The 11,921-nt window shown below is 38.9% G+C and carries 13 protein-coding genes and 1 pseudogene; all 14 read left to right on the top strand.

Annotated elements, in window-relative coordinates; translation table 11 throughout:
- The first annotated feature begins 193 nt into the window (after window positions 1–193).
- Window positions 194–550: an NADH-quinone oxidoreductase subunit A gene (locus BBROOKSOX_RS06690; protein WP_010646105.1), complete on the top strand. Its 357-nt coding sequence runs from the start codon at window positions 194–196 to the stop codon at window positions 548–550.
- A gap of 117 nt (window positions 551–667) precedes the next feature.
- Entirely contained in the window at window positions 668–1,147 is a 480-nt protein-coding gene (locus tag BBROOKSOX_RS06685; RefSeq protein WP_010646103.1) for a NuoB/complex I 20 kDa subunit family protein, read from the top strand.
- Window positions 1,147–1,761: an NADH-quinone oxidoreductase subunit C gene (locus BBROOKSOX_RS06680; protein ID WP_139660446.1), complete on the top strand. Its 615-nt coding sequence runs from the start codon at window positions 1,147–1,149 to the stop codon at window positions 1,759–1,761. Before BBROOKSOX_RS06685 ends, BBROOKSOX_RS06680 begins: the two co-directional genes overlap by 1 nt.
- A gap of 11 nt (window positions 1,762–1,772) precedes the next feature.
- A complete protein-coding gene (locus BBROOKSOX_RS06675) occupies window positions 1,773–3,026 on the top strand; it encodes an NADH-quinone oxidoreductase subunit D (RefSeq protein WP_139660445.1) in 1,254 nt (417 codons plus the stop codon).
- A gap of 5 nt (window positions 3,027–3,031) precedes the next feature.
- The gene (gene nuoE / locus BBROOKSOX_RS06670) at window positions 3,032–3,505 is read left to right on the top strand and encodes an NADH-quinone oxidoreductase subunit NuoE (RefSeq protein WP_139660444.1); all 474 of its coding nucleotides are present in this window, start codon (window positions 3,032–3,034) and stop codon (window positions 3,503–3,505) included.
- Window positions 3,502–4,773 (top strand): NADH-quinone oxidoreductase subunit NuoF, encoded by a 1,272-nt coding sequence (gene nuoF / locus BBROOKSOX_RS06665; protein ID WP_139660443.1) that lies wholly within the window; start codon window positions 3,502–3,504, stop codon window positions 4,771–4,773. Before nuoE ends, nuoF begins: the two co-directional genes overlap by 4 nt.
- A complete protein-coding gene (gene nuoG / locus BBROOKSOX_RS06660; protein ID WP_139660442.1) occupies window positions 4,774–7,026 on the top strand; it encodes an NADH-quinone oxidoreductase subunit NuoG in 2,253 nt (750 codons plus the stop codon).
- Window positions 7,023–8,087: an NADH-quinone oxidoreductase subunit NuoH gene (gene nuoH, locus BBROOKSOX_RS06655; protein WP_139660441.1), complete on the top strand. Its 1,065-nt coding sequence runs from the start codon at window positions 7,023–7,025 to the stop codon at window positions 8,085–8,087. Before nuoG ends, nuoH begins: the two co-directional genes overlap by 4 nt.
- Window positions 8,088–8,103: 16 nt before the next feature.
- Window positions 8,104–8,598 (top strand): NADH-quinone oxidoreductase subunit NuoI, encoded by a 495-nt coding sequence (nuoI, locus tag BBROOKSOX_RS06650; protein WP_139660440.1) that lies wholly within the window; start codon window positions 8,104–8,106, stop codon window positions 8,596–8,598.
- Between the two features lie 3 nt (window positions 8,599–8,601).
- Window positions 8,602–9,216, top strand: a complete 615-nt coding sequence (locus BBROOKSOX_RS06645) for an NADH-quinone oxidoreductase subunit J (RefSeq protein WP_139660447.1) — start codon at window positions 8,602–8,604, stop codon at window positions 9,214–9,216.
- Entirely contained in the window at window positions 9,213–9,518 is a 306-nt protein-coding gene (gene nuoK, locus BBROOKSOX_RS06640) for an NADH-quinone oxidoreductase subunit NuoK (RefSeq protein ID WP_010646092.1), read from the top strand. The genes BBROOKSOX_RS06645 and nuoK overlap by 4 nt, the downstream gene beginning before the upstream one ends.
- Window positions 9,519–9,520: 2 nt before the next feature.
- Window positions 9,521–10,468 (top strand): restriction endonuclease, encoded by a 948-nt coding sequence (locus BBROOKSOX_RS06635; RefSeq protein ID WP_180323895.1) that lies wholly within the window; start codon window positions 9,521–9,523, stop codon window positions 10,466–10,468.
- Window positions 10,414–11,550 carry a DNA cytosine methyltransferase gene (locus tag BBROOKSOX_RS06630; protein WP_139660439.1) on the top strand — a complete coding sequence of 379 codons (1,137 nt, stop codon included), beginning with the start codon at window positions 10,414–10,416 and terminating at the stop codon, window positions 11,548–11,550. The genes BBROOKSOX_RS06635 and BBROOKSOX_RS06630 overlap by 55 nt, the downstream gene beginning before the upstream one ends.
- 2 nt (window positions 11,551–11,552) lie before the next feature.
- A pseudogene (locus BBROOKSOX_RS06625) lies at window positions 11,553–11,921 on the top strand (NADH-quinone oxidoreductase subunit L); the annotation flags it as partial.

The raw sequence follows: 11,921 nt of genomic DNA, 5'->3' as shown, positions 1-11,921 counted from the left end.
CAATTTTTTAAACCCAGCCTTAGCCCTGCTAGGACAAGGTTTAAAGAAATCACCAATTGGGCAAAAATTGGATTTTGCTAATCACCCCTATTTATGCAAAGGTCTCTAGGAATATATTTGTCGCATATTTGACCACCAAGGCAATAATAAATTGTCTATAATGTTTTTAATTCTATTGATTCAAAAGGGCGGAGTGTTAGAGAATTATTTACCCATTGTGGTGTTTATTTTTTTAGGGATTGCCTTTGGTATTGTCCCAATGTTAATCGGCTATTGGCTGGGTCCAAGCAAGCCAGACGAGGAAAAGAATTCTCAGTTTGAGTGCGGTTTCCCTCCTTTTGACGACTCGCGTATGTATTTTAATGTGCGCTATTATTTAGTGGCAATTTTGTTTATTTTATTTGATTTGGAAGTTGCTTTCGTGTTTCCATGGGCAGTGGTTCAATCTCAACTGGGTTGGTTTGGCTTTATTGGCATGAGTATCTTTTTGTCTTTGTTGGTCGTAGGCTTTATCTTTGAATGGAAGAAGGGGGCGCTGGAATGGGAGTAAACTTCATATTTTTTGATGCTTCTGCATTGTTATATAATTTTATCTATATGCCCTTGTATTTTTTTGCACAAGTCTTGAGAAATCAAAAAATATTCGCTTATTTAGAGAGAGGTTTGTATGGCAATTGAAGGCTTAATGAAAGAAGGGTTTGTTACCGCATCGCTTGATAGTATTATCAATTGGGCGAGAACAGGTTCATTGTGGCCAATGACTTTTGGCTTGGCTTGTTGTGCGGTAGAGATGATGGAGGCGGGCTCTTCACGCTATGACCTTGATCGTTTTGGTATTGTTTTTAGACCCACACCACGCCAATCTGATTTGATGATTGTAGCAGGTACGCTAACGAATAAGATGGCGCCAGCACTTAGAAAAGTTTACGATCAAATGCCCGAGCCTCGTTGGGTGATTTCAATGGGTTCTTGTGCAAATGGCGGTGGTTATTATCATTACTCTTATGCTGTGGTGCGTGGTTGTGATCGCATTGTGCCCGTGGATGTGTATGTGCCTGGTTGTCCGCCAACGGCGGAGGCATTGCTCTACGGTATTTTGCAATTACAAGATAAAATTCGTCGTACCAATACTATTGCGAGAACCTAATGGAAGACTTAAAAGCACAACTGATTGAAGGATTTGGCGAAGGCAATATTGTTGATGCCTTTGGCGAATTGACTTTAACGCTTGATGTTGCTGATATTATCAAATCTTGCTTACAACTCAGAGATACTTTCTTGTTTGATACTTTGATTGATTTATCGGGTGTTGATTATTTGACTTACGGTCAATCTGAATGGGACGCCAATGCAAGCTCTTCGGGTTTTGGCAGAGCGCGTGAAGCACAGGATGGCACAGACATTCACGAGCAGCGTTTTGCGGTGGTGTATCATTTATTATCCGTTAGCACCAACAAGCGACTTCGTGTTAAAGTTTATGTTGATGAAGCACAGCCAATGATTGAATCAGTGACAGATATTTGGGCAGTGGCAAATTGGTACGAACGAGAAGCCTTTGATTTATTTGGTATTTTGTTTGAAAATCATACGGATTTACGCCGTATTTTGACCGACTATGGCTTTGTGGGTCATCCATTGCGCAAGGATTTCCCGATGATTGGTGAGGTGGAAATGCGTTATGATGAAGAGCTGGGTAGAGTGGTTTATGAACCGGTGAGTATTGAGCCGAATATTAATGTACCCAGAGTAATTAGGAAATAAGGTTTTATAAAATGGCTGAAATTCGCAACTATACACTTAACTTTGGCCCGCAACATCCAGCAGCGCACGGCGTTCTACGCCTTATCTTGGAAATTGATGGTGAGGTGATTGAGCGTGCTGACCCACACATTGGATTACTCCATCGTGGCACTGAAAAACTAGCAGAGTCCAAACCATATAATCAATCTATTGGTTATATGGATAGATTAGATTATGTTTCAATGATGTGTAATGAACACGCTTATGTGATGGCAATTGAAACCATGCTTGGGTTAAAAATACCTGAGCGTGCTCAATATATTCGAGTCATGTTTGATGAAATTACACGCATTCTTAATCACTTAATGTGGCTTGGGACCCATGGTCTTGATGTGGGTGCAATGAGTATTTTCTTATACGCATTTCGTGAACGAGAAAAACTGATTGACTGTTATGAGGCGGTATCAGGCTCACGAATGCATGCGACTTATTATCGTCCAGGTGGTGTGTATCGTGATTTGCCTGAGAAGATGCCACAATACCTTAACAACGATTTTCGCACAGAGCAAGAATTAAAAGAAATGAACAAAAATCGTCAAGGCTCGTTATTGGATTTTATTGATGATTTTGTCAAAGAATTTCCGAAAAGTATTAAACAGTATGATGACTTATTGACTGATAATCGTATTTGGAAACAGCGTTTGGTAAATATTGGCATTGTTTCTGCTAATCGCGCCAAACAACTTGGTTTTACTGGGCCTATGCTTAGGGGTTCTGGTGTGGCGTGGGATTTGCGCAAGAATCAACCCTATGCAGTTTATGACCAATTAGATTTTGATATTCCAGTTGGCGTTACAGGCGACAGTTATGATCGTTACTTGGTGCGTATGGAAGAGATGCGTCAATCCAATCATATTATTAAACAATGTGTTGATTGGTTGAGAGAAAATCCAGGCTCGGTAATGAGTGATGATAAGAAAGTAGCGCCGCCAAAACGCACAGAGATGAAAGATGACATGGAATCACTTATTCATCATTTTAAACTGTTTACCGAGGGCTATTGTTTGCCAGAAGGTGAAGTCTACTGTGCCATTGAGCATCCCAAAGGGGAATTTGGTATCTATTTAATTTCTGATGGGGCAAACAAACCTTATCGTGTGAAGATACGCGCACCAGGGTTTGCACATTTAGCAGCCATGGATGAAATGGCAAAAGGACACATGTTGTCTGATGTGGTAACCATTATTGGTACACAGGATATTGTTTTTGGCGAGATTGATAGGTAAAAATTATGATTTCAAATAAAGCAAAAAAACAAATTGATGATTGGGTAGCGAAGTATCCGACAGGGCGACAAAGCTCTGCGGTGATGGAGGCATTAAAGATTGTGCAAGCAGAAAATGGAAACAGTTTAAGTGCCGAAAGTATTCAAGCAGTGGCCAATTATTTAGAGATGCCAAGCATTGCAGCGGCTGAAGTCGCAACATTTTATGAGAACTATAACCATAAGCCCGTAGGCAAGCACACCATTCGCATTTGTCACAATATTTCATGTATGTTGAATGGTGCAGATGATTTAGTGTCTTATTTAGAGAAGAAGCTCGGTGTTAGGACGGGTCAAGTAACAAAAGATGGCTTGCTTAATGTGAAAAAAGTTGAGTGCTTAGGGGCGTGTGTTGGTGCACCCATGTTTCAGATTGGCGACACTTATTACGAAAACCTCACTGAGAAAAAAATTGATGACATCGTGGACAATCTCAAATGAATGAAGTTTGCTTTAAAAATCTAGATAAGAAACAATGTCATTCGCTTGAAGTGTACGAGAAAAGCGGCGGTTATAAGATTTGGCGTAAAATCCTCAAAGGCAACATTACCCCTGAAGAAATCATTGATGAACTAAAGACATCTGGTCTGCGTGGTCGAGGTGGTGCAGGGTTTCCTACTGGATTGAAGTGGAGTTTTATGCCTCGTCGCTCTGATGTGCAAAAATATGTGGTGTGTAATTCTGATGAAGGTGAGCCAGGCACCTGTAAAGACAGAGATATTCTTAGGTATAACCCACATGCGGTGATTGAAGGCATGGCAATTGGTGGTTTTGTGATGAATGCAAGCGTGGGTTATAACTATATCCGTGGTGAGTTCATGGAGCCATTCAAGCGTTTTGAAGGTGCGTTGAAAGAGGCTTATACAGCAGGACTGCTGGGAAAAGATATTGAGGGCAGTGGCGTGAGTTTTGATTTATACGCACATTTAGGTGCTGGTGCTTATATTTGTGGTGAAGAAACCGCATTGTTAGAGTCACTTGAAGGCAAAAAAGGACAACCAAGGTTTAAGCCACCATTTCCTGCAAATGTAGGGCTGTTTGGTCAGCCAACCACCATTAACAACACTGAGAGTTTTGCTTCTGTACCCGAAATTTTAAGCCGTGGCGGACAGTGGTTTGCTGATATTGGTGTGGAAAATTCTGGTGGTTGTAAATTATTTTCAGTGACGGGTCATGTGCAAAATCCAGCGAATTTTGAAGTGCCAATGGGTACACCATTTAAAGATTTGTTGAAGATGGCAGGTGGCGTTAGAAAAGGTGGCAAACTAAAAGCAGTCATTCCAGGAGGGTCATCAACGCCAATATTAACCGCAGAAGCAGCAATGGCAATGACGATGGATTATGACGGGATTGAGGCTGCTGGCTCAATGTTAGGTGCAGGTTCAGTGATTGTAATGGATGACTCAACTTGTATGGTTGAGGCATTGACGCGACTTGCACATTTTTATTATGATGAGTCTTGTGGTCAATGTACGCCATGTCGTGAAGGCACAGGTTGGTTGTATCGTGTGTTAAAGCGTATTATGGACGGTAATGGAAAACCTGAGGATATTGATTTATTATTCGGTGTACAGGACAAAATCATGGGTAACACCATCTGTGCGCTTGGTGATGCAGCGGCAATGCCTGTGGAGAGTTTTTTGCGATGTTTCCGTGAGGAGTTTGAATACTATATTGAGCATGGTGAGAGCATGGTGAAAGGAGACTAGATGGCTGATATTGAAATTGAAATTGATGGTAATGTAGTCAAAGCCAAAGCAGGTGAGATGCTAATCGCTGTTACTGACAGAGAAGGCATCAGTGTGCCAAGATTTTGTTATCACAAGAAATTATCAATAGCAGCAAATTGTCGTATGTGTTTGGTCGATGTTGAAGGCGCGCCAAAGCCACAACCTGCATGTTCTACACCGATTAACGAAGGGATGAAAGTCCACACTCAAAATGAGAAAGCCAAAGCTTCGCAAAAAGCAGTTATGGAATTTTTACTCATTAACCACCCCCTAGATTGTCCGATTTGTGACCAAGGTGGTGAGTGTGAATTACAAGATGTGGCCATGAGCTATGGTTCAGATGTTTCGCGTTTTACGGAAGGTAAGCGTGTTGTTACTGACAGCGATATTGGTGCCTTAATTCATACTGATATGACGCGCTGTATTCATTGCACCCGTTGCGTGCGTTTTGGGAGTGAGATTGGCGGCATTATGGAAATGGGCGGTACGGGTCGTGGCGAAGATTTGAAGATTGAGCCGTTTTTGAAAGAAGGTATTACCTCAGAGCTATCAGGCAATATGATTGATGTTTGTCCAGTGGGCGCATTGACTTCTAAGCCATTTCGTTACGAACTAAGAACATGGCAAATGCATTCTGTAGCAAATATTGCAAGACACGATTTGGTGGGTTCTAATATTTTCACGCAAACATACAAAGGCAAAGTTAAGCGCATTGTTGCTCGAGATAATGACGGCGTGAATGAGACTTGGATTTCTGACAGAGACCGTTTTTCTTATGAAGGTTTGGCACATGAAAACAGATTGCTTAAGCCACAAATTAAGGTGGATGGACAATGGAAAGCAGTAGAATGGGATAAGGCGTTAGAGTTTGCAGTGCGTGGCTTGGTTAATAATGCATTGAATGCAGACGGCGGTAATAAACTTGGTGCATTGGCTTCAAATACTGCAACGCTCGAAGAATTTCATTTGTTGCAAAAAATGTTAAGAGAAGTCGGTTCTGAAAATATGGACTATCGCCTTAATGTTAAAGATTTAGATAATGTGATTGACCTAGAATCTACTATTAAATTAGCAGTATTAGAGGAAGTTGAGTACAGTTTAATTATTGGCTCTAATCTGCGTTTAGAGCAGCCAATGATCAATCATCGTTTGCGTAAAGCAGTCTTAGCGGGTGCAAGTATTGATGTCATTAACGCTATGTCGTTTGATTTTAATTATCGCACCAATAGTGAAAATATTGTTGCACCAGATCGAACAGTCGTCATCTTAGCAGAAGTATTAAAATCAATTTTAGAGCGTTCTGGTGCTGAGATTCCAGAATATCTCAGTACAATTAAAGTAGACGATGTAGCGAAGTGTATCGCAGATAAGTTGTTAGCGTCAAATAATTCAGTGATTATTTTAGGGGAGCATGCGATTAATAATCCGCAAGCTGCCAGCATTGCAAAATTAATCCGTGAAATTGCACAGCAAACGGGTGCTGCAACGCTAAATGTTAGTGCAACCTCAAATTCAATAGCGGCTGAAATGGCAAATTTTGTTCCAGGTCAAGGTGGCTTGAATGCAAATGCAATGTTAGCAGCAGATTTGAGTGCTTATATTTTGTTAGAGGTTTATCCGCAGTATGATTTCCATGATTTTGTCCAAGCGATTGAATCATTAGACAATAAAAATACTTTTGTTATTTCAATGAATAGCTTTAAAGATAAAGAGGTTGCGCGATATTCAGATGTCATGTTGCCAATTGCAAGTTTCTATGAAACCTCAGGTTCGCATATCAATATTGAAGGTGTGATGCAATCATTTGCAGCAGCAGTTAGTGCGCCAAGCGAGTCTAAGCCAGCTTGGAAAGTGTTAAAAGTATTGGCAGATTTATTAGAATTGCCAGGTTTTCATTACGCAAGTTCTGAGCAAATTACCAGTGAAATTTCCAATCAAAGTCATCAGTACAAAGTAGACGATAAAGCAATTAATATTACAACAAAGCGGGGCGTGAGTGTCATTTGGCAGAAGTCACCTTATGCAATTGATGTGTTATCAAGACATGCAACTGCACTGCAGGTGACAAAGATTGGTCAAATGCACAGTGCATCAATGAATAAAGCCACTGCAAAGAAGGAAGAGGTCAAAGAAGGCGGACAATATCTAGGTGTGCCAGTTATTATTACTGAAAAAGTAGCTGATAATTGCGTCTTTGTTAACGCCAACCAGTCAACTGGAGGCAGGGCATGACAGGAGTTTGGCAGTTGATATATGAATGGTTGCCTTGGTTTGATGGTGTAGTCGCTAGTATTGTCATTATTTTAATTAAGGCACTTGCTTTGGTGCTCCCACTAATGTTGGTGGTGGCTTACTTTACTTATGCAGAACGCAAAGTGATTGGCTATATGCAGTTGCGTATCGGACCTAATCGTGTTGGAGCAAAAGGTTGGCTACAACCGATTGCAGATGCACTTAAATTAATGACCAAAGAGATTATTTTCCCAAGTAAGGCAAATATTTATCTATTCTTGTTAGCACCTGTATTGGCAATCACCCCTGCAATCGCTGTGTGGGCGGTGGTTCCCTTTGATGAGGGTATGTATGTTGCTAACTTAGATATTAGTTTATTGTATGTGTTGGCGATTGGCTCAGTGGGTGTTTACGGTATTATCTTAGCAGGTTGGGCATCAAACTCTAAATATCCATTGTTAGGGGCATTGCGCAGTGCATCGCTGTTGGTTTCTTATGAAATCGTGATTGGTTTTGCCTTGGTAACGGTGGTGATGATTGCAGGCAGTGTTAATCTTAACGATATTGTGATGGCACAAAAAGGCGGTGTTCTACATTGGTATTGGATCCCCTTATTCCCAATGATGATTATCTTTTTTATCTCGGCTTTGGTGGAAACCAACCGTGCACCTTTTGATGTGGTAGAGGGGGAATCTGAGATTGTGGGCGGTACGCATGTTGAATACTCAGGTATGACTTTTGCAGTATTCTTCTTGGCAGAATATGCCAATATGATTTTTATGGCAGTGTTGGCTGTGATACTATTTTTTGGTGGTTGGCACTCTCCATTTGAAGGCATTGCTTATTTAGAAGCAGGGTTTTCTTGGGTGCCGGGCATTATTTGGTTGTTAGCAAAATCAACTTTCTTTATGTTTTTGTATTTATGGATTCGTGCGACTTTTCCGCGTTTTCGTTATGACCAGATTATGCGCCTATCTTGGAAAGTATTTCTGCCGTGGACGATTGTTTGGATTTTTGTTGTCGCATTAATGACGCAATTTAAAATAGGACCTTGGTTCTAAAGACCTTTGTATAATTATGATATCTAATATTAAAAAATTAATTAAAGATTTTAGCCTTAGTGAATTGCGTAGCGGCATGAAAATCACGGCTAAAGAGTTGGTTAACAAAAAAATTACGGTGCAATTTCCAGAAGAAAGAACACCAATTTCACCGCGTTTTAGAGGCTTGCATGCCTTGCGTCGTTATCCAAATGGCGAAGAGCGTTGTATTGCTTGTAAGCTGTGTGAAGCGGTTTGTCCGGCAAATGCGATTACCATTGAATCTGAAATGCGTGAAGATGGCTCGCGCCGTACCACACAGTATGATATTGATTTATTTAAGTGTATTTTTTGTGGTTTTTGTGAAGAAGCTTGCCCCGTTGACGCCATTGTTGAAACGCAAATTTTTGACTATGCGTTTCTTGATTCAAGAGAGGGTAGTATCATGACCAAAGAGCGCTTATTAGGAGTGGGCGATAATAACGAAAAAGCCATTAGTGAAGCGAGAGCAGAAGATGCAAAATACAGGTAAATGATGAACTTTGAACAAATAATTTTTTATATACTTTCATTTTGGTTTATTGCCAGCTCATTGGCAATGATTTTCTCGCGTAATGCAGCGAAAGCCGTGCTATTTTTAATTTTAGCGTTCTTCTCTGCAGCCAGTATTTGGCTTTTACTTGAGGCAGAATTTTTAGCAATTACTTTGATTTTGGTCTATGTCGGCGCAGTCATGGTGTTGTTCTTGTTTGTTATTAAGATGTTGAATATTGATAAATCTACCTTGCGTGCAAAGTTTGCAGGTTATCTGCCGCTTGGTTTGCTGGTGGCAGCTGTCATTGTTACTGAAATGGCAATGGTATTGGGCTACAATCAGTTCGGTTTGGATGTGATGGCAGCACCAGCAAGACACGGCGCAGACTACAGTAATATCACCGTTTTGGCATTACAACTTTATACCGATTATATTTATTCATTTGAATTGGCAGCTGTGCTGTTATTAATTGCGATTATTGCAGCCATTACTTTGGTGCACCGCAAAGAAGTCAAGCGTAAAGGTCAATCCATTGCGCAGCAGGTTAAAGTTCAAGCGAAAGACAGAGTGCGTTTGGTCTCAATTACCCCAAAAAACAAGGAGAATAAATCATGATTAGTTTGAGTGATTATTTAATTCTAAGCGCTATTATTTTTTGCATTGGCTTAGTGGGTATTTTTGTTAATCGAACCAATATCATTACCTTGTTGATGTGTGTTGAGTTGATCTTGGTGGCCGTAAATACTAACTTTATTGCTTTTTCTCATTTCTTAGGCAACGAAGCAGGGCAGATCTTTGTCTTCTTTATCTTGACGGTGGCAGCGGCAGAAGTTGCAATTGGATTAGCGATTCTAACTTTATTGTTTAGAGTTAAAGGCACCATCAGTGTTGATGTTACTAATAGCTTGAAAGGGTGATTATGGATAATCCAGCAAATTATTTTAAAACATACCGTTTAGAATTAGGATTTTCTAATCAGTCTGACGCTAAGTTTTTTTTAGCAGCAAAAGATATCACGCCTGATATAGATTATGCGTATATAACACTTCTTAATGAGCGGTTAATTAAAATTTTAAAGAATCTTAATAAAATATTGGTTGGTGACTTAAAAAATAATGATTTAAAGTTGTTTAGTGAGAAATATATTACTCGTCCTTATGAGATTCTTAAAAATAATGACATAATATCAAAATTAAATAACCAAGGCAGAAGACCAGAGCAAGTTTTGTTTTCATGGTTAAGAGGGTTTGCTCTTGTAGAGTTATTTAAGCCTATTTTTGCTAAACTATTTTCAATAGATGTGGCTTTAATGGTTAATATTGGCGATGATGATTTAAAAAATATTGATACTTTTAAAAGAACACCAACAGCAGATTTACAAATTCAAAAGAATGGAGAAATTATTAATATTGAAGTTCAGACCGGATTTCAAGGTATCAATGATATTAAAGAACACAAAGTAAGAGAGGCTAAAAGAGTTTCTCAAAATAATGGCATCAAAACTATTTGTATTCATAGAGACCTTTGCATAAATATGAATAATCATCAAAACGCCATTTTTCACCAACTTGACAATTTTATAAAACACAGCCATAGCTTTGCTATGACTATATTTCATAAAATCACCAAGTCGGCAAAACTTGTCATTTTGCTAATCATCCCTACTTATGCAAAAGTCTCTCATATAGATATTTTTAATGGCCAAGTTGCTTTTATTAGATTAGATAGCATTAAAGATAATGATATTAATTTTGTGACAAGACAACAAATGGAAGGACAGAGTGTTTTTTCTATTGATCAAAACTACTTTAAATGGCGATTATTAGATGCTTTGCCGTCATTGAAAGAGTTGGGGGTAGGCTTATGAATGATTTATATGCAGTAGAGTTATTCTCAGGTGCTGGTGGCTTAAGTTTAGGGTTGAATAAAGCTGGTTTTAAAGTTGTTTTAGCGAATGAAATAGAAAGAGACTTTGCAAAAACTTATGTGAATAACCACACAAAGACAAAAATGCTGAATGACGATATTCGTAAAATTAATTTTAAGAAAGAATTACAAAAACTTAATATCAAAAAAATTTCTCTCGTTTCAGGTGGTCCCCCTTGTCAAGGATTTAGCACCTTAGGGTCTAAGAATGAAAAAGACAATCGCAATAATCTTTTTTATGAATTTTTAAGAGTTGTTGCTGAACTAAATCCAAACTATATAATATTTGAGAATGTTGCAGGCTTCAAAACCATGTACCAGGGTAAGGTTTATAAAGAACTCTTATCTAAATTGGATAAATTGGGTTTTAATAGCACCACAACCATTTTAGATGTTTCTGATTTTGGGTTGCCACAAAAACGATTAAGAACAATTATTTTAGCTTGGAAGAAAGAGTTGAATAAGGTATTTCTACCAACTGCAACACACTTATTTGGCAAAATATCTTTAATAGAGGCTATTTCTGATTTGCCACCAATTAAAACCAACGGATCATCACAAGAATATCATCAAGTTGCCAATAATTATCAAAAAAAGTTAAGAGGGAATTGCCAAACGTTAACTGAACATAATGCCGCTAACTACGGTGCAAAAATGCAAGAAATTTTATCACTTGTTCCTCAAGGCGGATCTATCAATGATTTACCAAAAAGGTTGAGACCAAAAAGTTATTTCAGTAATACTTACGCTAGATTATTGCCTGGTGAAGTAGCGCCAACAATTACTAGAAATTTTGGAACGCCTTCTTCTTCAAGATGCATTCATCCTTTTCAAAATAGAGCTTTAAGCACCAGAGAAGGAGCGAGGCTACAAGGTTTTCCCGATAATTATGCGTTCTATGGTAGTAAAACTTCTAAAAATTTACAAATTGGCAATGCCGTTCCACCTGTGTTAGGCGAGGTAATAGGACGACAAATTATCACTAGCATGCAATATTCTGTTAAACAAAAGATAGCAAATTGATTATGGAAAAAATTTATTTAACAATGGCACTTTCACCTTTAATTGGAGCGATTATTGCAGGCTTCTTTGGGCGTGTTTTAGGTCGAAATGTAACGCATACAATTACGATTTTAGGTGTATTGGTTTCTACCGTGCTTGCATTAGTGGTATTTGATTATCATGTATTGGAGAAAGGTGCAGTTTTTAATCAAAATCTCTATACTTGGATGCAAATTGGTGGGCTCAATATTAGTGTTGGCTTTTTGGTAGATAATTTAACTGCTGTGATGTTAGTCGTGGTGTCATTTGTATCCCTAATGGTGCATATCTACACCATTGGATATATGAGTCATGACAAGGATTACACCAAGTTTTTTAGTTATATCTCGCTA

The organism is bacterium endosymbiont of Bathymodiolus sp. 5 South (assembly GCF_900128535.1).
In the GTDB taxonomy this organism is placed as follows: domain Bacteria; phylum Pseudomonadota; class Gammaproteobacteria; order PS1; family Pseudothioglobaceae; genus Thiodubiliella.
The sequence above is the reverse complement of the archived record's forward strand: the minus strand, read 5'-3'. Positions and strand labels throughout refer to the sequence as shown.